Genomic DNA, 20729 nt, shown 5'->3' with positions numbered 1-20729 from the left:
TGGGTGATCTTTTTTTGTCTGAAAACCAAGGATCAAGCAAAAAAGCTGGAGGATATTGTTCACTGGTAAAATACGATTTGATCCATACTTTACACGGTCAATTGATTAAGGTATTGTCATAATTCTGGACATGTGCGGTAACACTGGCTTGGAATTCTTGTGGGGTCTGGCCGGCATGTTGTTTAAAAAAACGGCTAAAGTATGAGCGGTCCTTAAATCCAAGCGCAAAGGCTATTTCCTTGATGGTGTTTTCACTGTGGATAATTTGCCTTTTGGCCTCCAGCACCACCCGGTCATGAATGAGCTGCACGCCAGTTTTTTGCAGCTTTTCCTTCAAAATCTGGTTGAGCCGCTTGGCACTGATGCCCAGTTTATCGGCATAGAAATCAGCCGATCGCTCCTCCAGATAATTCATTTCCAAGAGCAGCATAAATTCATAGACCCGTTTCTCATTAATATCCTGTAACGTAAAATGCTGCTCTTTTAACTGTATCAACTGCAGCAAAAAGACTTTCAGCAAGGCTTTGATCATGATGATGTTTAACGTGGACTGTTGGTATTCTTCTTTGAGCAGCCCAAAGACCGTATTCAGCCCTTTAGAGCTTTCTTCACTCACTTGCAGGCATGAGAATTCTCCTTGAATATTAAACATCCGGAAGACGTCCAAAAGAAACTCCTTGAGGTCCCCTTCCAGCAGTTCCCGCTTAAAAGAGATCAACCAACCTTTTTTTCCGGCTTTGTTCAGCTGATGTACCCTGTATGGTGGGATGAGGTAAATCCAATCTCCTCGCAACGTCTGAAAGTTATGCTGGGGTTCATGCAAGGCATTTTCATTTTCCAACCATACGATTTCAAAAAACTCCCTCCTCTCCGGATCCTCCAAATAAGCCGGTGGACAATTATCCAAATTTCGAATATAGAGGACTTTATTGCTTAGCATAACAGGGGCATTTATCGGTTTTAAAAATGGCTATCCTTCGAGGGATTTCCATATTGTACCACAAAAATAGTCAATACCACCAAGCCCACCATAAGTACGGGCAAAATGTACCACACATCTATCAAATTGTGTACATCCTTCGCCAAAACAGCAGCCTACTTTTGCAGTGTACTTCAAGTCATCCATCAAACAAGCGCAACATACTATGTGGAACGAATCAGAAATGACAACAGAAAACAGCACCATTTCAAATGCCATCACCAGGATATTGAGCGAGCATGAACAGCTCTTCAGCCGTATCCAGTTGGAAAACCTCGACGATGTAGTGCAGTCTTTACACGATGCCAACCGTATTTTCCTCATTGGCGCTGGGCGGACTGGCTTTATGATCAAAGCCGCTGCCATGCGGTTGATGCATTTGGGCTATACGGTTTATGTGGTCGGGGAAACCAACACACCAGCCATAAGTAATGGGGATCTTTTGCTGGCCGCTTCTGGATCAGGCACTACTGGATCGATCGTTAAAGCTGCAGAAACGGCCCGTAAAAGCGGTGCTGCGGTCATCAGTTTCAGCACCAATCAGGATGCTCCCTTAGCCCAGCTTGCTCAACACAGCGTCATTATTCCCGCAGCCGGAAAGCAAGAATTCCATACCTCCATCTCTGCCCAATACGCCGGGAGCCTCTTTGAACAATCCTTTCTCATCCTGTTTGATGGCCTGGTTCATTTCCTTTGGAAAAAGAGTAAAACCAGCCCTGAAGAGCTGTGGACAAGACATGCTAACATGGAATAGCCGATTTATAAAAATAGTTTTACCTTAAATACACAAGAATTATGACCAAATTACAAGTCGCCATTGATCTATTGAAAACAGCGGATGCCATTGCCTTGGCCACCAAGGTTGCTCCCTATATTGACATTATCGAGTTGGGAACTCCGCTGATCAAAAGTGAGGGATTAAGTGTCATTACCGCCATGAAAGAGGCTTTCCCGGACAAAAAGGTCTTTGCTGATTTCAAAACAGCCGATGCCGGTGCACTGGAAGCAGAAATGGCCTTTCAAGCCGGAGCAGACTACATCACCATTTTGGGTGCCACAGGAGATGCCACTATCTCTGGGGCAGTCGAAGCTGCTAAAAAATACAACCGAGCTGTTGTCGTGGATACGATCGGAGTAAAAGATCGTGTAAAAAGAGCCCAAGAGGTAATTAAACTGGGGGTTGAATTCGTGGAGCTTCATGCCGGTTTGGACGAACAGGCAGATCCGGGATACTCCATCCAAGTGCTCATCGACGAAGCATCACGGGCAGGGGTACCGGTTTCTATTGCCGGAGGAGTAAATCTGAAAAGCATCGAAGCCGTTAAAAAATCGGGGGCTACAGTGGCCGTAGCCGGCGCAGCCATCTATGGTGCTGAGGACCCTGCAGCAGCAGCCAAAGCTCTTAAAGAAGCCCTATTGGCCGATTAATATTATTTAACCAAACGGTCTCCCATTGACTTCATTTGACCCAAACAAAAGTCAATGGGAGATAGTTTTTTACGGTTTTAATTCACTTAATAACAATGTATTAAGTAATTTTAACTTTACTTTTACTTTAACAAAAGCATGTTTTACAGAAATATATAAACCATTAGCCTAAGACATGTCGGGCCAGTACTTTCTGCACATCATAGACATTAACAGATTTGTTGAATTTTTTGACCAATGAAGGGTGTTGTTCACCGGATATCCATATTTTCAATTCGGCATCCAAGTCAAATGTCCCAGCAGTCTCAATGCTAAACCTGGTGATACTTTTATAGGTAATGGATTTGTATTCCACTTTTTTTCCAGTTAAGCCTTGCTTGTCCACAAGGATCAGCCGTTTACTAGTAAAAATGAAAGTATCACGGATGAGCTTAAAACCAATCTCAAGGTCCTCGCCATCTATCAGTAGTTGGCCAAAATCGGCCTGTAGCTTTTCCGGTTCTACGACTCCGGCATTGCCCAGCAATGATGAAAATAATCCCATATAATTCTTTTTTTTCTAATGTACAAAATCCCTGAAATGATCCCTACCCTCTAGTATATTCTCTTGCCAACCTCGCCGTAACCATGCAAGGCCTTTCTTATGAGGTACAGCTACCTTCCTTACATGCAAAAGGTTATGCCATTTGGTTATTGGCATACCTAGTGCTGTGTTAAGTTTAATTTGACGTTCCTTATGGGGTTCGACTCCCTGCCCTCCTGCGAAGATCAGAGAGTCGAAAGGTCATTTTACGAATAACACGGCACGAGTTTAATCACCTGTTTTTACTCCTTCTTCAGAAGGATTGGCTGCGAGTATGCGTGGGAGTTCGGCGTTAAAGTTGTGCATCGCAAAATCATCATCATATACTTTGCCCTCCCGATCAATCACCACATAGCGTGGAATACCATTGAATTTAAATAGTTGCCGCAACATGTTGTGTTCATCTACAGATAGCTTATATGAATGCTCTAATTCTTGATCATCGATGAAGACTTGGTATTTCTTTTCAGGAGAGCCTTTTATGTCGGTAATGAAGATAAACGCTATATCTCCCTTGTTTTTATATTGTTCACGGGTACCTTTCATTTTTTTGATGGTATAGACACATGGGCCACATGTGGTTGCCCAAAAATCCACAAAAAGTACCTTGCCTTTAAAAGGAGCTATAATTTCCTTGAAAATTTCGGCACCTTCCCCTTCAATCGCATAGGGTTGGGATTCCCGTTCCAGGACTACTTTATCATAAATTTCCTGTCCTTTACGTTGAAGCTCCTCATAGTTCAGACCGGCTTTCAAGCTTTCCCAGTATTCTCCTGCCTCCTCTGGTCCGATAAAATCAAGAGCAAATTCCAAGTTCCGAATTTTGGTCACTTCATAGGTCCAGCTGTCCTTTAGGCCCAACTGATGAACTAGCACACTGTCCCTATTGCTCCAATATGCTTTATAGTAGGCCAATTTAGACGGTTGTTGATCTTTCATGGATCGCTTGAAAAATTCTTTTAATATGGGACCGTGTTTTTGAGCAAAAAGCTGGAGGCTGTCCTCGTGTGCCTGTAGAAACAAGGAATCCTCCTTGGTTTTCTCATCCTCCAAACTTATAGTGATTAATTTTCTGTCCATCTCGGAGAGCTCTATTCCCTTTTGATCTAAAAAGTCCAATAACAAATCCTTATCAGGTTGTCTCAAGGGGATATGGAACGTAGGATTATTACTAGTAAATGGCTGGCTGAACTCGAATCGATTAACAAACGTACTAAATTCATCAGAAACCATCAGGGCTTTATCGTCCAAGGGCATTTCTTGAAGAAAGTCATAATAATTTTCGGAAACGGGCTTACTTAGCACTTCATTATTTTGAAGGGATGCGGAGGTGTCGCGTTCGGCCAGATACCGACGCCTAGCTTCAAAATCAAATAGGACGATAGCATTTTTAGTTAAGATTTCGTTATTGATGATTGAGGCTGCTTTGGGATCTATATCATTACCATCAATATACGCTTTTGCCCTTTCCATTTGCTTCTGGTGAAGTGTCATTTGGCGCTCCTTAAATTCCACTGGTGTATAGGACTTAACTTGATCCTCCAGCCTGTTATAATTAAACTGCTCAAATTTATATCCTTGTAGCTGGCTGTTTACCTGAGCCAGTGGTCCTTTGAATTGTGTATGTTTAAATTGGTATTGGCTATCCCGTCGTTTGGCTCCCTCCTCAAAATCCTCTTTGTCCAGTATCATCGTCAAAGTTTTTCCAGGCTCCATATAAATTGGAATCCAATGGTTTCCCATTTTCATGGATGTATAGCTGGGAAAAAGCAAGGGCCATTTCCCTTCGAACCTTCCATCCGGAAAAACCTTTACCACCACGGGAAAAGATGCATGTTCCATAACATCCTCTACATAAATGATTCCGGTGGTAAATTCCAGCGAACTGTCATAGCCTTTTATATATCCTTCTAATCGAGCCGTATCTCCGTTAATAATCGGCGCTTTGACGGATGGGGTACTGGATTCCAGGGAAATCTCTTGACTGGATTTGAGATCTTGAAAAGCTTTACAAAAGGTTAGTGAAACGAAGCATAAAAGCAAAAAGGACATAAAGGCCTTTAAAAACAGTGTTTTCATGTTAATAAAATATGTGTTAGGAAATGAATAAAAATCTGATTGTGATGAATACCACAACACGTTACACACCAGGGGGGATTCGGTTGGTCAAAAACCGAATTTTCGCAAGATATCGAATATTCAACACTTAAAAAATACTCAAAATGAGTATTTTTTGATAGCATATTTCCTCCGAAAACTAAAAACAACGGAATATTTGTCTGTTAATTTTTTTTTGCCATTTTTGAAATAATTTTATTCTAAACAGTATTTTATCATGACAAAGAAACATGCTCTGGCATTTTTAGCTGCCGTTTTTATTTTCAAAATCGGGGCCATCAAACAGGCTACCGCCCAAACAACCTCTAAGGACATCATTATCCGTTCTGGTTTTTCTTTTAGCAAGTATTCTGACCGTTTCTCCACGGTATTTCAAGCTACACCAAACCCTGAGGAAACACATCAATCTACATTTAAAAAGTCCTCTTATTATTTTACGCCTGGTGTAGGGAAATTTTTGGGCAAAGGATACTATCTTGGAGCACAGATGGTCATTGGCCAGTCCAAAATAAACCATACCATCCTTAATGAAAACAATGAATCCATTCTGCATGCTGACACGGATCTTGACCGAATCGGAGGAGGGGTACTGTTCAGAAAGTACTTTACCCTATCGGGAAAACTTTCCCCATTTGCAGGACTGAGCGCTAATTTCTATAGGGAAAAAGGAACCACAATGGGGTATTCGGGGCAATCCGTCATGAGAAAAACAAATTACATCGCATCCGAAATCCATGTAGGTGTCAATTATATGATTTTACCTAGACTTGGTATCGAAGCCTATTACTCTCCGGGGAGGTTCTATGGCGAGAAAAATGCCTATGCCGATGAGAATGGTTATGACTATGAAGTTGATTTTGGTAAGACAGGCCAGGAATTTTCATTTGGCATCAATTACCATTTAGTGAAATATTAATGACCAATAGGCCTCCTTTCGCTGTGCGAAAGGAGGTCTAATTTTTAATTGCTATTACAAATCACTGTCGTCCGATTAAATTTCAATTACGCTGGAAACGTAGTTTTATGAAAACAGAAAAGATTTATTTGATTTCGTAAAACTTCCCGTTCTTTGAATGGATAATAAAATAACAAAGTCCCCTTTAGGGGATTTAGGGGCAGATTTGGACGAATTTTTTACAATCCTAAAATCTTTACTCGGACGATAATAATTACAAATATGAAAAACCTACCCAGAACACTCCTTTTTTACTTTCTATTGACCAACTCAATTCCGGTTCTTGCGCAAGAGAACAATTTTCATGCTATTGAAAACCTCGCTCCCAATGCCCCAATAGAAGACTTGAACTTTCTGTCGGAATATTTACAGGAAGCAACGATCGTTGGTGCAGGTGAGGCTACTCATGGGACAAAAGATTTTTTCCAGATGAAACACCGAATCTTTAAATACTTGGTTACCGAACACCAATTTAATGTATTTGCAATAGAAGCTAATTACGGAAATGTCCTGGCCATAAATGATTACATCACGAAAGGTATTGGTGATCCATATAAACTGGTCAGTAATATTGGATTTTGGACTTACTCTACATTTGAGGTATTGGAATTGGTAAAATGGATGAGGGAATACAATGCGAACAAACAACCTGAAGCGCAAATACACATGTACGGATTGGATATCCAAAATCCTATACCTATTGCCAAAAACTTGCGAATTATACTTGAAAGAAACAGCTATGAATTGTCAAATACAGATATATCCACCTTAATGGCCTTTGACGATTTCTTCAAAATGAATAATAAAGAAAGAAAAGCCCTAAAAGTAAAATTTAAGAAATTCAAGGAAAGGTATTCCAAGAAAATCACTGATAATTTCCAAGTTCCGAGTAATACAGAAGGACTTATTTCACATGCTTTTTCATCCATTTCTCAAGCATTTAAATGGCAGAAAAAGAACAAACTTAATATGCATCATAGGGATAAGGAAATGGCACTAAATATTAAATGGATTATCGAACAGGAAAAACAGGGTACTAAAATATTCCTTTGGGGACACAATAGCCATATATCATACAGAAGTTACTTATTCGGAGCCTCCTTGGGAAAACATCTTGGAAGGTTTTATGGAAGTAATTATTATGCCTTGGGTTTTACCTTTAGCAAGGGGGCTTTTACAGCAATGGATACTGAGCGTAATATCCTTACATCCTTTAATATCAGAAGTCAGTCCCTTACAGATATTGGATTGATATTGGACAAATCACCCTCTCCTATCACATTTTTAGATCTTAGTCAACTGAATAGAGAAAGTAGTACATACAAGGAATTAAAACAGAAAGTAACCACCATTTCAATTGGTTCTGTATATCAGAAGAAATACAATTATGAATTTCGGCAAAAACTACTAAAGAAATATGATGGCATTATTCATTTTGAAGCCACCAAACCATCAAAAATACTACAATTGAGTAGATAATAGATTGCCTCATAGGCAAATCGCCGCGATAGTAAAAAATCCTGTCTAATTTTAATCACATCACCTTTAGATCACTTCGCTATACTCGTGGTGACGTAGACCGTCTACCAAAGTGCTATCGGCACGGTATATCCTGAAACCTGTTGATTCCAACTGCAGGAAACTCTAAACTTTCCTCTCCCTGAAAGAATGCCAGCGGCACAGATTACTTCTGTCTTACACGAATATTAGCTCCTTTACTAAATGGCAAATACACTTTATCTTAAGTGTGAGATCAAGGAATTAACAATTAAGTAATTTTTTCTTTATAGCTGGTATTTTTTGATGAGCTGCACTTTTTTCTATTTTTGTTATATCCTCTTGCTGTGAAAACGTGGCTTGGGGATGTCATCTGGCTTTAGCTTTAGTTAAAATCGCCTAACATTCATTGTCTGATCAAAACCCACATATTGATTCCAGTAGATTTATCCATCTTTTACATCAAGATGGAGACAAGGCATTTGAATTACTTTTTAAGTTATATTATGATAAACTCCTTCACTTGGCGAAATACTACCTCAATAGTACAGAAGATGCAGAAGAAATCGTTCAGGATGTATTTATAAAACTATGGGAAAGAAGGAGAAACATCACGGCACTGAACAACAGTTACCTTTTTACCATTACCAAAAATGCCTGTCTGGACCATTTAAAACATCGATCAGTCGTCCAAAAGAAATCCAAAGAACACTATGAACGGCAGCTGGCCGACCCTTTGAGGTTTATTCAAAATGAAACGGCTTCCTTGATCTTGGAAAAGGAACTGGACGAAAAGATCCAAGAAAGCATCGCTGCACTTCCTGACAAACAACGTGAGGTCTTTACAAAAAGCAGGTTAGAAGGCAAAAAGAACATGGAAATAGCCCAAGAACTAAAGATTTCCAAGCGAACCGTCGACACCCACATCACCTTGGCACTCAAAGCTATGCGTCTGCAACTAAAAGAATTTTTGATGTTCATGCTGTAAACGGGCAGGCCGTCGAGGCCCTTCGCCATCCTTCGAGTCCCTGCCTGCAGGGTAGGCAATCGCTCAGGATGACTATCGAGCTAAATTTCCCTCAACTTCTCCGCTTGATCAACCTCAGATTGATTACTTATCTGTATTATTTTCGTTTTTAATGTAGCTTTCCTTACGTACCCCTGCTTCCTGAGTCGTTTATTAATCGGATGACCAAAACACCACCATGGAAGACGGCAAACTAATAAGGTATTTTGAAGGAACTGCTTCAGCAGAAGAGGTAAATGAAATCAGCCGATGGCTCGACGCCGATGAAGCCAATGAAGAATATTTTCAGGCCATAAAAGCCCATTTCATCGCAGCTAAGTTTCATGAAACTTCTCAGGAAGTTGACCTTGATAAAGAGTGGCATTCGTTCCGCAAAGGTTTGGATACCTCCTCTCCTGCTTACTTTCTGCCGACCGTCATGCGCTATGCAGCAGCCATCCTATTGGTCTTTGGTGTTGGTTATGTTTTGTACACATTTCAATTCTCCAAGGAGAATTCTCCGGCAATTATTCCAGAAAATACCATCACCTTAAAACTCGATAACGGTGAATTGGTCGCCATAGATGGATTAAGTGACTTGCCCATCAAAGATGCAGCAGGTAGGATAATTGGAAATAAACGCGGAGGAAAGCTCATTTATTTAGGAAATGATGCCGAGCAATCGTCTGGTGAACCCGGTTATAATACGCTTACAGTCCCCTATGCAAAACGTTTTGAAATCATCCTTCCAGACAGTACCCACGTGACCCTAAACGCAGGCAGTTCCCTAACGTATCCGACCAGTTTTGAGAACATGGCCACCAGGAAAGTTGCCCTGATCGGGGAAGGATACTTTAATGTTAAGAAAGATAAGGCCCATCCCTTCATCGTAAATGCGGGCAAAATGAACGTGCGCGTCTTGGGCACCCAGTTTAACCTATCCACCTATCCAGAAGACAATCTAATCCAAACAGCCTTGGTCGAGGGGAAAGTCAGTATATACGGAGACGATGAGCCATACCGTCCAGAGGCATCACCGGTACTTCATGCCGGTCACTTGGCAATATGGGACAAGACCAGCAAAGACTTGCAAATAAATGAAACATCCTTGGACATGTATACCGCTTGGCTAAGCGGCAAAATTATTTTCAAGAATGTGCCTTTCGAAAATATCATCAAGAAACTGGAAAGGCATTACAATGTCGAAATCATTAACCTGGACGGTGCTTTAGCGCACGAGCATTACACGGCCAGCTTTGATGTGGAGAGCATTGAAGAAGTCATGGAAACCTTTAAGAGGGCCTATGGGCTTCAATACCAAATCGAAGGAAATAGTATTACGATTCATCAATAAAAACCGCCTATGAAACATCGCTAAAAATCGAACACCAAATGCACAATATCCCCATGCCCTCAGCAATAGGGCTGCACAAAAAAATCGGAAAATGCGCGAACATTTTCCGATAAAAGATTTGTGATCAAAAATGAATTTAACCACCAAATGCACATCAAAAGTATGAAAAATCTATGTAAGCCGAAAGGCAAATTATTTTTAAGGTTTAGGCAGGTCGTAATGTCCCCTCCTATCCTGATGGTACTCATCTTTCTGACTACCCTAAACCCCATTCAAGCATATTCTGCTTATGGCCAAAATGAAAAGGTAACCCTAGATGTAAAGGACAAACCACTGGAAGCAGTACTCTATCAAATAGAGTCACAGACGTCCTTTAAATTCATCTACAGCAATGACGAACTCAATGCCGCAGAAACCATTACATTAAGCGTGCAGGACAAACCGCTGGAGGAGGTCCTTAATGTGCTTTTTAACCCTCGGAAAATCGAATATCAAATCATCATGGACACCCAAATCGTCCTTAAGAAAAAGGCCGATAACGATCCCAATGAGTCCCTTGTGCTTCAGGCAGTAACGATCACAGGAACCGTCACCGACAAAAATGGTGCGCCACTGCCCGGTGCTTCCATACTGGAAAAAGGAACCAATAACGGAACCGTAGCGGATATCGATGGTCATTTCACACTAGAGGTCTCTGCCGCAGATGCCGTGCTAAAGATTTCTTACCTAGGATTTATTGCCCAAGAATATCCACTAAACGGAAAAACCACCATTAACATTACCTTGGAAGAGGATGTAACGGGACTCGATGAAGTCATTGTCGTGGGATATGGTAGCCAAAAGAGATCCAATATCACTGGAGCAGTGGCCGAAGTAAAAGGTGATGTGCTGGAAGGGAGAGTCATCTCCTCCGTAGCCGGTGGCCTGCAAGGGCTCATTCCAGGACTTACGGTCACTTCTCCCTCAGGACAACCCGGTGCGGGCGCTTCCAATATGTTGATAAGAGGGGTAAATACCATTAATAGTCAAACCTCTCCATTAATCCTGATTGACGGTGTGGCCGGTGGAGACATTAACCTGCTAAATCCAGATGATATCGAAAGCGTTACAGTGCTGAAAGATGCGGCATCATCTGCCATTTACGGAGCACGAGCTGCCAATGGTGTGATCTTGGTCACCACCAAAAAAGGCGGTGGCGAAGAAAAGGTTTCCCTCAATTACAGCAATTATTTTGGTATTCAAACGCCCATAGCCACGCCAGAGCTCGTAAATGGCCGAGAATACATGACCTTGGAAAACGAGGCCAGAAGGGCACGAGGTGTGGCAGTTCCCTATGCTGATGAAGCCTTTGAAAGGTATGACTCGGGAAACTTCCCGAATGATTACTCCAATACCGATTGGGTTTCAGAAACCTATAAATCACATTCATCACAACAAAACCACAATTTTAATGTCCAGGGACAAACCGATAATTCCAGCTATTACCTTTCTTATGGCTACCTGGAGCAGACGGGTTTGGTCGTGGGAGATCCCTATTTTTCGTCCCGAAATAATGTAAGATTGCGTTTGGGCACCAAAGTGCTTGATCGGTTGACACTAGACGCTAACATCAGTTATGTCGATTTCTATAAGCGAGATGCTGGGGGTGCGGGTACTTCAGGAGTATTCCGGTTGTCACAGCGGATCAGCCCATTACTACCTGTCATGTGGCAACAACCGACTGCAGATGGAGGCTGGGAAGATTCACCATATTGGTCCTATGGATCCGTGACCAACCCGGTCAGAACTGCCCACGAATCCGGTTATACCAAAAGCAAATCAAGAACCCTTAACGGTAACTTTAAGGCCACCCTTGACCTGATTGATGGCATGTACATCAATGCACAATACGCTTATAATTATTATAACCGGGATATTAAAGATTGGACGGCGACGATGCCACGGTTTTTGGCAGATGGGACACCTCATCCTGCCAATGAAAATATCAGAAATGGCATCGCCAATAGCCACTACACCACCTTAACCCAAACATTGCTTTCTACTTTTAATTATGACAAGGTAATCGGAAGGCATGGATTGAAATTTTTGGCTGGTTACTCTCAAGAATGGTCCAGCATGCCTCGATTGTATGCTTCCCGAAGAAATATCTTGATGGATGGCATTACCGAAATAGATGCTGGCACCGAGGACATCGTAAACGGGGGTACTTCGGAAGAATGGGCGCTTCGCTCCTATTTTGGAAGGATAAACTATGACTTTGACCAAAAGTACCTGTTTGAAGCCAATCTTAGGGTGGATGGCACATCGAGGTTTTCAAAGGACAACCGATGGGGCGTTTTCCCTTCCTTCTCTGCCGGATGGAAATTTACGGAAGAAGCCTTTATGGATTTTGCAAAGCCGTTTCTCAATGTCGGAAAAATACGGGCTTCATGGGGCGAACTGGGAAATCAAAACATCAGTGGGAATTACTACCCGTACCTCACGGAAATAGAACGGCAAACCAAAGCCTATCCGATTGGAGCCAAAGAAAATGTGGGCTTCAGGCAATATTCTCTCGCGAATGAAAATATTCAGTGGGAAACCATCCAAATGCTGAATATCGGTGCAGATTTCAGCATGTTAAAGGACCGCATGACCTTATCGGTAGATTGGTTTAAGAAAAAGAATATCAATGCCCTCCTGAAACCGATCTATCCGTCCCTCATTGGCATCACCTCATCCAGCAACCTTCCCTTGGAAAATATCGGAGCCATTGAAAACAAGGGTTGGGAAATTGCATTGGGATGGTCAGACCAAGTGGGTGAATTCCGTTATAGTATCAACGCCAACATTGCGGACGCCAAAAATAAAATCACTGATATGGGATCCAGCGCTGCATCCTTGGGAGATAATATCAGGAGAGTAGGTGATCCTGTCAATGCCTACTATGGTTATCTTACGAATGGCCTTGCTCAAATTGATGATTTTGAAGCTTTTGATGAGTCCACCGGAAGGTATACCAATCCCACATTCCCCGTAATCAGCAGTTATGCAGACATCATACAACCAGGCGACGTCATTTACAGGGATATCAGTGGCGAAGCAGGACAGCCAGATGGCCTAATCGATGAATATGACAAAGTGGTATTTGGGGATCCATATCCCCGATATAGTTATGGCATTAGAGGTTTTGCCGCGTGGAAGGGTTTTGATCTTTCCTTCTTCCTCCAAGGAGTCGGCAAGGTAAACGGCTACTTGCGTGATGAAGCACGACATGCATTCATCAATGACTATTCTGTGCCCAAAAAAGTCCACATGGACCGATGGACCCCGGAAAACACGGACGCTTCCTATCCCCGAATGTACTACCAGCCGGACCACAACATCCTCTTCTCCAATTATTGGCTGGAAGATGCTTCTTACCTGAGGTTAAAGAACCTGCAGATAGGGTATTCCCTACCCCAGCAGTTAATCGAACGGATAAAACTTTCGCGGTGCAGGGTATATTTTACGGGTGAAAACCTCTTTACCATCACGGATTATTTTGGCGGCTTCGATCCTGAGGTCCGCGAAACATCCGGGGATGCTTATCCCCAGGTAAGAACCATGGCATTGGGGGTACAACTTGGATTTTAAATAGCCATACAACTACAACAATTAATTCGACTTGACATGAAAAATATAAAATATTCCTTGATCTTGGCCCTGTTTTTATTCAGTGCCTGTGATGATGAATTTCTCGATAAATACCCACTCGACAGCGTAACCCATGAAACCTATTGGGAAACCGAAAGTCAATTAAGGGCAGCCCTGTATCCTTGTTATGAGGGGCTAGATTATGAACTGCTGATCTATCCTAATGTCTTTGGTGGTGACGTGGTCTGGGGAGATCTCAACAGTGGCTTGGCCAAAATTCCCGGAGGAAGGCATACGGCACTGGATGGATTTCCTTTTACCAGTTTTTGGTCCTGGTTATATGCCCCGATTTTCACCTGTAACAATTTCCTGGACCATTATGACAAAGCCAATGTCGATCAAGACACCAAGGATGTTTATGCCGCAGAGGTCAAAGTCATCCGGGCCCTGCAGTACTTTTGGTTGACGAGCTATTGGGGTGATGTGCCTTTGGTGGACAAAGTCATCAACGCCTCGGAAGCGTACATGCCTCGAACGCCACGTGAAGAAGTTGTCCAGTTTATCATGGACGATTTGGATTGGGCCGCCAGTAAATTGGGCGAAGAAATCCCATCAGGAGATGATGTTGGCCGCATAAATCGCTGGGGTGCATTGGCGGTCAAAGCTCGGGTAGCCCTACAAAATGAGATGTGGGAAGTCGCTGCGAATACCGCTAAGGAGATCATGGACAATAGTCCTTATGCATTATACTCCAACTATGGCGATATGTATAAATTAGCCGGAAACGCAGAAACAAATCCCGCGAATAGAGAAGCCATAATCTACAGCCTCTTCGTGGAAGACCTACGAACCAACAACCTGAGTAACTATACCTGTACACCCGTGGATTATATCCGCTTGAATGCATCCAAAAGGCTAGTGGACGCCTTTTTATGTACTGACGGTAAGCCCGCTAAGGCCGGCTTGGAATATTATGGACAAAGTATTGCCACTTCTGAGCTGTACAATTACCCCGAGGAGCATTATGCCGACTACTTTGAAAACAGGGACCCAAGGCTAAAGATGACCGTCTACAGCCCTGGTGACGAGTGGCCCGGTGGAGATGATGGGGATCCCGACACCGACACAGCCAATGAAATTTATCAGTTGCCGAGATTTGCAGTCTTGCAAAACAACAACCGACTTGGTGCCAATGGCTTGACCGGATTTTACCTTAAAAAATACAATTCCATTGAATTGGCTGGGCTGTACAACCGGGATCATAATAATATCAATGTCATTCGCTATCCTGAAATCCTGTTGATCTACGCTGAAGCACTATTTAACATACAAGGAGGAACACTTACCCAAGCGCAAATTGATATGACGGTCAACCAACTCCGCGAACGTGTCAATATGCACCCCATGAACCTTGACGAGTTAAACGCTTGGGGACTGGACCTAGAGACGGAACTCCATCGGGAACGGCGTGTAGAAATGTCCATGGATGGCATGAGGTATTTCGACGTATTACGTTGGGAAGAGGGAGAAATTCATCTCGGTAAAGCCATGGTGGGACCAAGCTTGGAAGTATGTATGAATGACCTTGGCGCCAACCCTTATCCGGACAATGGTACAGATGAATTTGGGGATATTATTTACGAAAAATCCGTGGCCGAAGGTGGACTGGATCATTTCGACCCGAGTAAGCACTACTTGTGGCCGGTACCTTATGCAGAGCGTATTAAAAACCCTGACCTTGGACAAAACCCCGGTTGGGAATAACCAAATATTGCGCAGGGAGTACCCCAAACGGCTCCCTGCACTAATTTATAACCACACGAGTTACGATTTCATATGAACTTATTCATTTCCATTATACTGCTTTGTTGGAACGCAGTCATGTTACCACTCGGATGGTCATGGGACCAACCCGACGACAATGGAACCACCTTAAAAGTCATGAGCTATAATGTAAAGTATTGTGCCCCTTACAAAAGCTCTTCACCAAACGTGGATTCCATAGCCAATATCATCAGCCACTCGGGAGCAGACATTGTCTTCCTTCAGGAAATTGACCGCAATACCACCCGAAGTGGAAAGGTCAACCAGCTGGCACTAATCTCCGAAAAAACGGGTTTGGGCTACTATTTTTATGGAAAAGCGATTTCTTATCAGGGCGGTGAAACCGGCTTGGGTATCCTCTCCCGCTTTCCCCTATCCCATCAAGAGATCCACCAGCTTCCAAGGGTGGAGCTGGAAGGGAAATATGTCAGCTATCGCATCCTCATGACGGCCGACATAACCGTCCATAAACAGCCATTGACCATTGCCAATACACACCTAGAACTGACCGTGGAAAACCGGGAACTCCAAGTACCTGCTATTGACAGTGTGCTTACCGAGCGTGCTCATCCAGTCATCCTAGGAGGAGATTTTAATGCCAAACCTGACGGCCCTACCATGACCTCCTTTTTTGAAAGAGGCTATATGAGTTCTTGTCAAGAACATGACAGGAGCTGTTTTACCATTCCTTCCCGAAACCCCAATCGTACATTGGATTATGTGCTCTTCAGGCCAAAAGAGTCTTTTCGGGTCCTATCGCATGAAGTACTCCAAACAGAAGCATCCGATCACTTGCCATTGATCGCTACATTTGAACTTAAGTCAAGACCTTGATTATCTTGAAAAAATTTCTTCACTAACAGCATTTAAAAAATAAACAATCAATATTATTCCTTTAATTTAAGCCGATGAAACACTTTTCCATTTCCCTGATATTAATCGCATGCTCGTTTCAGTTACATGCACAAGTCCTATCGGACACCCTAAAAGTCGTCAGTTATAACCTGCGTTTTGGCGAGCGGGCTTCCATGGAGGAGTTTGCAGCCTTTATCCACGCCCAGGATGCTGACTTGGTAGCCTTACAGGAAGTGGACATCAATACCAGCCGTGAACGCGCACCACACCAAAATGGCAAGGATTTTATTGCTGAATTAGCTCATATGACGGGGATGTTCGGCGTATTTGGTAAAACCATCGATTATGCGGGTGGCTACTACGGTATTGGCATCCTCTCCAAATATCCCATCACCAAAACCGATAGAATCCTTTTGCCCTTAACACCAGATGGCAAAGAACAGCGGGCCTTACTTACAGTCCATGTTGAATTGGCGGATGATAAAATCATTGCCTTCGCCAGCACCCACCTGGACTACACCAATAGCGCAGAGCGGCAGCGTCAAGTGGAGAAGATCAATGAAGTGCTTCTCAGCAACACACATCCCTTGCTCCTATGTGGAGATTTCAATGCCCGTCCAGAATCACAGGAAATAAGTGTCGGTATGGCTCCATGGATACTCTTGGATAATCAATCGCCCACCTCTCCTTCTGAAGATCCGCGATACAAGATTGATTACATTTTTGGTTATCCCGCAAAAAAATGGCAACTATTGGCCAGTCCAAACCAATCAAGCCTGCTTTCGGATCACCTTCCAGTTGTGTCAGAAGTGAAGCTGATGTGGTAACATATCAGCTTCACTTTTCCATCCCTCATGGAAAAGCCGCTTTTGCTACTGGAAAAGGGTTTTGTTTGGGGTATCGCCCAAGGTTATTTCCAAATGCCCTCCCTGTCTCAATGCTTCTATCAAAATTCAATCAGAATTGCTATCCAAATCTTAGGCGTAAGATTAACGTCATTTATATTAAAAACCATTGTTACTAAAAAGCCCACCACTTTAGTTAAAAACCCGTAGGACAAAATATTCGTGATGTCCGGTGATTTCTTATCGACTTCTGGATGCAGAATATTATCAAAAGAACGTTATGGTCCTTTTGTAAATAGGATTATAAAAGCCAAAATATCCATATATAAAATGATCCAAGCTATTCAAAAATCAACATGCTATTCTACTGCGTCTTTCAGATAAGTACCTTTTATGCGCTTGAGTTTCGTGAAAAACTAACGATATGTTATACTCCACGCTTGCTTGATACCATTTTCAACTAGTGAAAAATTTATCTTTAACTGAAAAGTTTGTGATAAAAGCGCATAGTGATAAACAGAGATTTGAACCATAAAAAAACTGTAAAAATTATTTTACAGTTTTTTATCTTTTTCTTTTACTTCCCGATACAGTAAATTATAACTAGTTGAAATTCAATATTTAACTTGTTAATTGGTTGTACTGAAGTTGTACAAATGCTATTAGGTTTTTTCTCGTCCTAATCAAAAGTATGATTTCAGTGATTTCCCTTAATTTCTCCAGTATTCTCCCTATAATTTCGCCCTATTGTTTTGGAAAGGTGCAGATTAGTAGACTTAAATTAATATTTGGCATGAACTCAAATTGGGTTCTTTCTCTTATTTTGGTTACAACTTTTGAAAGTTGACCTTAAGTTTGCATGTAAGCAGATTTGTGAAATGGTCTCTGACCACCTTCACAGAAAGTGGATATTTGGGTTCCTCCTAAATCATTATATTAATTTCTACTCAACTTTTTCATAATAAAGACAAACCTGGTCCCCTTTACGGTCAATATTATACTTATCGGCCATTCTATTATATTTTTTCCGTTCTTCTTTTGAAAATTCAGAATTTAAATCTGCATTGATAAAACTTTTACCTTCCTTATATAAGAAAGTGAACATAAATTGAGATTCCGTACTATCAAACTCAGATAAGTATAAGTTAAATCCGTTTTTTCTTCCCATTTCTGCCATTGCATTGACGCTTGGGATAAAAAAATGACGAGGAGCATCTAGTTGAAACCAATCTGTTCTTTCAGTTTTCCATACTTCTCCATCTGTTACAGGTAGTCGAATTAGTAACTTCCCACCGGTTTTTACAATTTCATTTAGATGTTGCCATACTAATTGGGGATACTCCATATGCTCAAAAGAATGATTAAGCATAACAATATCATATTTACCGTGAACTCCAGTTATATCAACTCTGTAAAGTCTTAAACCATTATCATCGACCTCTTCATTTAAATATGGATCAAACCCATATAACTTTTTGAATCCCGAGCATCGCATTTCATAAATTAGTTGCCCATTTCCGCAACCAATATCCGCAATGGTATCATATTCTGAAGCTTTTAGTTTATATAACCACCTCAGATATTCGGGATAAGAAGATTTATATATTCCCCATTTATAAATAAGCCATCTTAACCTTTTGAAAATATTTCGAAGTTTATCGCTACTATTTAATGCTTGAAATGCATAATATTCTGACACATAATATTCTGATAAATCTTCAGGAGGAGTGATAATCTGCAAGGATTTACATTTGCTACATTCTAGATAATCAAATTCATTCCACATCCTAAACATTTTCTCTGAAGCAGTAAATACATTATTATTATTTTCATTACCACATGCAACACAGGTGGTCCTTTTATTTATGTCAGTCATTATTATCCTAATAAAATTTTATCCTACTTTATTTTTTTGTTGGACAAATATATAATCCAAATCAATCCAAAATAAAAAACTAAGCAAGAATCAGTCTATTGCTTAGCTTTTTTATTTAATCAACAATAAATGAACAACCCCGAGGCAGAGCCTCGAGGAATTCTTTTTAATAAATCAATAAAAACTCTCAACATAAAATGCTACTCCTCCGCCAACCCATCCAGCTCCACTAACATAGCCTTCATTAGAATTAGTAGTGAAATAATGCCCTTCATTTGGATGATACCATTCGTAAACGGGGATATTTTCTGAGTTTGAAGAATTATAAACATAACCGATAATTTTATCAAGAGTAAAGGCAGAGTCTATATTCGGAATATTTGAATCAATACTTATATAATCTAATCCAGTTGTGTGATTATACCTGTAAAGAGGTACTGTTCCGCTCTTTTGATATTGGTAAAAAAATCCAGTAAATCCTTGATAAGAGTAATTTTGATATTCATACCAATCACCAGACCAATGGTGAGACATCAAATTTCCCCCATGACTGGTTCTGTAAGTAAATAATGGTACCTCTCCCCAGTCATAATTGTAGATAGTTCTGCAAGTTAAAATATCAAATGGAGAAAATCCGCTCCAAGGCGTATTTGCTGTTCCTCCATTCATTACAGAATTTGGGTCTGTGGTAAAAGTACCAGGGACATAAATTTGCCCTATAGAACCAGGCCCCTCGTTTAAATCTTCGTAATTAGTATGCCTATATCCTATACAATGTCCAATTTCATGAACAATATTTCTTCTTTTCACAGCACTAGGAACTGTCCAATTATAAATATCGTCATACGGATTAGATGGATCATTGATATTTGTATAATCTAAATTAATTAATATTGGACTTCCTGGTAATCCACTGGAAGGCCAATCAGCTCCGGCAATCGCATTGTAAGGAATAGGGTCCCCTACATCAGATTTTATCAAAATATCATAATCTCCAGAGCTAACCAATTCAAATTTTAGCCTAAAATTCTTAACATCATTTAAATCTTCCAATGCTTGTTCAATTTCAGGCCTCCAATTATCAACCCCCGATGAAGGTATTGAATTATCTATTTTGACCTTTATTAGCTTATAATTCCAAGCTGAACTGCTTACTAAAGCAGTAGTTCTGACTTGGGCATTTTCATTTCCTTTTTTATCAGAATTAATATCGTATACACCTGATAATAATTTGTCTTTATTTGCTAAAATACAATTGTCAACAAAATAAAACTCTCCTAAATCTTGGACTTCTGCATTTTTTAATCCATAAAGTTCTAAAAACCTATCCATGTCTTTGTCTCCTCCCAAATATAAATTTGATAATCCTAAATCTTGGTCAGGAATGACTGGATCCAAATCACTTTCCATCTTACAGGAAAATAATAAACAAACACAAATTGCCATTAAATAAAATGTTCTTTTCATTGTTTAAAAAGGTTTAGATTGATAAAAATTTTAAATGAAAATAATGATAATATTTTTTTTCACCAAAAAAAAGTCATGAAACACAACATTATACATAAAAAATATTCTATTATATACATAAGGTGTTACTATGATCTTTTTGGTCATTCATATCTATTTAGTTTAGGAAAGAACCAAGGTTCATTGCAAAAGGATATGTTTAACATACTTCAATTTCTGAATATTCCCTCAAACAATAATTTTTATCGTCGTTATATCAAGCGTTTAATGAAAAATATTTTCTTCATTCTTTCATATTTCTTAACTTGCCTTTTAGTTTTTTAGCAA

At 40.9% G+C, this 20729-nt stretch carries 15 protein-coding genes; 10 read left to right on the top strand and 5 right to left on the bottom strand.

Translation table 11 applies throughout. The features are described from left to right. Nucleotides 1-97: 97 nt before the first annotated feature. Nucleotides 98-940: a helix-turn-helix domain-containing protein gene (locus ECHVI_RS17195; RefSeq protein ID WP_015267295.1), complete on the bottom strand. Its 843-nt coding sequence runs from the start codon at nucleotides 938-940 to the stop codon at nucleotides 98-100. Nucleotides 941-1145: 205 nt separating this feature from the next. Between ECHVI_RS17195 and hxlB the strand changes: the two genes are divergently transcribed. Together hxlB and hxlA are read left to right on the top strand one after the other, a co-directional pair. Continuing rightward, on the top strand, nucleotides 1146-1733 hold the full coding sequence (gene hxlB, locus ECHVI_RS17190; protein ID WP_015267294.1) for a 6-phospho-3-hexuloisomerase: 588 nt from the start codon (nucleotides 1146-1148) through the stop codon (nucleotides 1731-1733). A gap of 41 nt (nucleotides 1734-1774) precedes the next feature. Then, entirely contained in the window at nucleotides 1775-2407 is a 633-nt protein-coding gene (gene hxlA / locus ECHVI_RS17185) for a 3-hexulose-6-phosphate synthase (RefSeq protein ID WP_015267293.1), read from the top strand. Between the two features lie 163 nt (nucleotides 2408-2570). On the opposite strand, the gene ECHVI_RS17180 is transcribed toward hxlA, so the two are convergent. Continuing rightward, nucleotides 2571-2951 carry a PH domain-containing protein gene (locus ECHVI_RS17180; RefSeq protein WP_015267292.1) on the bottom strand — a complete coding sequence of 127 codons (381 nt, stop codon included), beginning with the start codon at nucleotides 2949-2951 and terminating at the stop codon, nucleotides 2571-2573. Nucleotides 2952-3218: 267 nt separating this feature from the next. Continuing rightward, the gene (locus ECHVI_RS17175; protein ID WP_041738816.1) at nucleotides 3219-5069 is read right to left on the bottom strand and encodes a TlpA family protein disulfide reductase; all 1851 of its coding nucleotides are present in this window, start codon (nucleotides 5067-5069) and stop codon (nucleotides 3219-3221) included. 256 nt (nucleotides 5070-5325) lie between these two features. On the opposite strand from ECHVI_RS17175, the gene ECHVI_RS17170 reads away from it, so the two are divergent. From ECHVI_RS17170 to ECHVI_RS17135, 8 genes are all read left to right on the top strand, one after another. Further along, nucleotides 5326-6024 (top strand): hypothetical protein, encoded by a 699-nt coding sequence (locus ECHVI_RS17170; protein WP_015267290.1) that lies wholly within the window; start codon nucleotides 5326-5328, stop codon nucleotides 6022-6024. Between the two features lie 261 nt (nucleotides 6025-6285). Next, complete coding sequence (locus ECHVI_RS17165) at nucleotides 6286-7542, top strand: erythromycin esterase family protein (protein ID WP_015267289.1); 1257 nt, start codon at nucleotides 6286-6288, stop codon at nucleotides 7540-7542. A gap of 427 nt (nucleotides 7543-7969) precedes the next feature. Further along, entirely contained in the window at nucleotides 7970-8548 is a 579-nt protein-coding gene (locus tag ECHVI_RS17160; protein ID WP_015267288.1) for an RNA polymerase sigma-70 factor, read from the top strand. Nucleotides 8549-8765: 217 nt separating this feature from the next. Then, entirely contained in the window at nucleotides 8766-9920 is a 1155-nt protein-coding gene (locus ECHVI_RS17155) for a FecR family protein (protein ID WP_015267287.1), read from the top strand. Between the two features lie 162 nt (nucleotides 9921-10082). Continuing rightward, nucleotides 10083-13535 carry a TonB-dependent receptor gene (locus ECHVI_RS17150; RefSeq protein WP_217189900.1) on the top strand — a complete coding sequence of 1151 codons (3453 nt, stop codon included), beginning with the start codon at nucleotides 10083-10085 and terminating at the stop codon, nucleotides 13533-13535. Nucleotides 13536-13571: 36 nt separating this feature from the next. Continuing rightward, the gene (locus tag ECHVI_RS17145) at nucleotides 13572-15299 is read left to right on the top strand and encodes a RagB/SusD family nutrient uptake outer membrane protein (RefSeq protein WP_015267285.1); all 1728 of its coding nucleotides are present in this window, start codon (nucleotides 13572-13574) and stop codon (nucleotides 15297-15299) included. A 117-nt stretch (nucleotides 15300-15416) separates the two neighbouring features. Next, the gene (locus tag ECHVI_RS17140) at nucleotides 15417-16193 is read left to right on the top strand and encodes an endonuclease/exonuclease/phosphatase family protein (RefSeq protein WP_015267284.1); all 777 of its coding nucleotides are present in this window, start codon (nucleotides 15417-15419) and stop codon (nucleotides 16191-16193) included. 74 nt (nucleotides 16194-16267) lie between these two features. Continuing rightward, on the top strand, nucleotides 16268-17041 hold the full coding sequence (locus tag ECHVI_RS17135; RefSeq protein ID WP_015267283.1) for an endonuclease/exonuclease/phosphatase family protein: 774 nt from the start codon (nucleotides 16268-16270) through the stop codon (nucleotides 17039-17041). Between the two features lie 961 nt (nucleotides 17042-18002). Here ECHVI_RS17135 and ECHVI_RS17125 read toward each other — a convergent pair. Then, nucleotides 18003-18935, bottom strand: a complete 933-nt coding sequence (locus ECHVI_RS17125) for a class I SAM-dependent methyltransferase (protein WP_015267282.1) — start codon at nucleotides 18933-18935, stop codon at nucleotides 18003-18005. Between the two features lie 174 nt (nucleotides 18936-19109). Further along, nucleotides 19110-20402, bottom strand: coding sequence for a M57 family metalloprotease (locus ECHVI_RS23050; protein ID WP_015267281.1), 1293 nt, complete (start codon nucleotides 20400-20402; stop codon nucleotides 19110-19112). Nucleotides 20403-20729 lie beyond the last annotated feature (327 nt).

It is taken from the genome of Echinicola vietnamensis DSM 17526, from assembly GCF_000325705.1.
Classification (GTDB): Bacteria; Bacteroidota; Bacteroidia; order Cytophagales; family Cyclobacteriaceae; genus Echinicola; species Echinicola vietnamensis.
Note: the sequence above shows the minus strand (reverse complement) of the source record. Positions and strands in the feature narration are given on the sequence as shown.

Excerpts from the sequence above, each read along its gene's own strand:
- ECHVI_RS17145 (WP_015267285.1), top strand. The coding sequence starts at position 13,572 with ATGAAAAATATAAAATATTCCTTGATCTTGGCCCTGTTTTTATTCAGT.
- ECHVI_RS17170 (WP_015267290.1), top strand. The coding sequence starts at position 5,326 with ATGACAAAGAAACATGCTCTGGCATTTTTAGCTGCCGTTTTTATTTTC.
- ECHVI_RS17175 (WP_041738816.1), bottom strand. The coding sequence starts at position 5,069 with ATGAAAACACTGTTTTTAAAGGCCTTTATGTCCTTTTTGCTTTTATGC.
- ECHVI_RS17125 (WP_015267282.1), bottom strand. The coding sequence starts at position 18,935 with ATGACTGACATAAATAAAAGGACCACCTGTGTTGCATGTGGTAATGAA.
- ECHVI_RS17165 (WP_015267289.1), top strand. The coding sequence starts at position 6,286 with ATGAAAAACCTACCCAGAACACTCCTTTTTTACTTTCTATTGACCAAC.
- ECHVI_RS17180 (WP_015267292.1), bottom strand. The coding sequence starts at position 2,951 with ATGGGATTATTTTCATCATTGCTGGGCAATGCCGGAGTCGTAGAACCG.
- hxlB (WP_015267294.1), top strand. The coding sequence starts at position 1,146 with ATGTGGAACGAATCAGAAATGACAACAGAAAACAGCACCATTTCAAAT.
- ECHVI_RS23050 (WP_015267281.1), bottom strand. The coding sequence starts at position 20,402 with ATGAAAAGAACATTTTATTTAATGGCAATTTGTGTTTGTTTATTATTT.
- ECHVI_RS17195 (WP_015267295.1), bottom strand. The coding sequence starts at position 940 with ATGCTAAGCAATAAAGTCCTCTATATTCGAAATTTGGATAATTGTCCA.
- ECHVI_RS17140 (WP_015267284.1), top strand. The coding sequence starts at position 15,417 with ATGTTACCACTCGGATGGTCATGGGACCAACCCGACGACAATGGAACC.
- ECHVI_RS17150 (WP_217189900.1), top strand. The coding sequence starts at position 10,083 with ATGAAAAATCTATGTAAGCCGAAAGGCAAATTATTTTTAAGGTTTAGG.
- ECHVI_RS17155 (WP_015267287.1), top strand. The coding sequence starts at position 8,766 with ATGGAAGACGGCAAACTAATAAGGTATTTTGAAGGAACTGCTTCAGCA.
- ECHVI_RS17135 (WP_015267283.1), top strand. The coding sequence starts at position 16,268 with ATGAAACACTTTTCCATTTCCCTGATATTAATCGCATGCTCGTTTCAG.
- hxlA (WP_015267293.1), top strand. The coding sequence starts at position 1,775 with ATGACCAAATTACAAGTCGCCATTGATCTATTGAAAACAGCGGATGCC.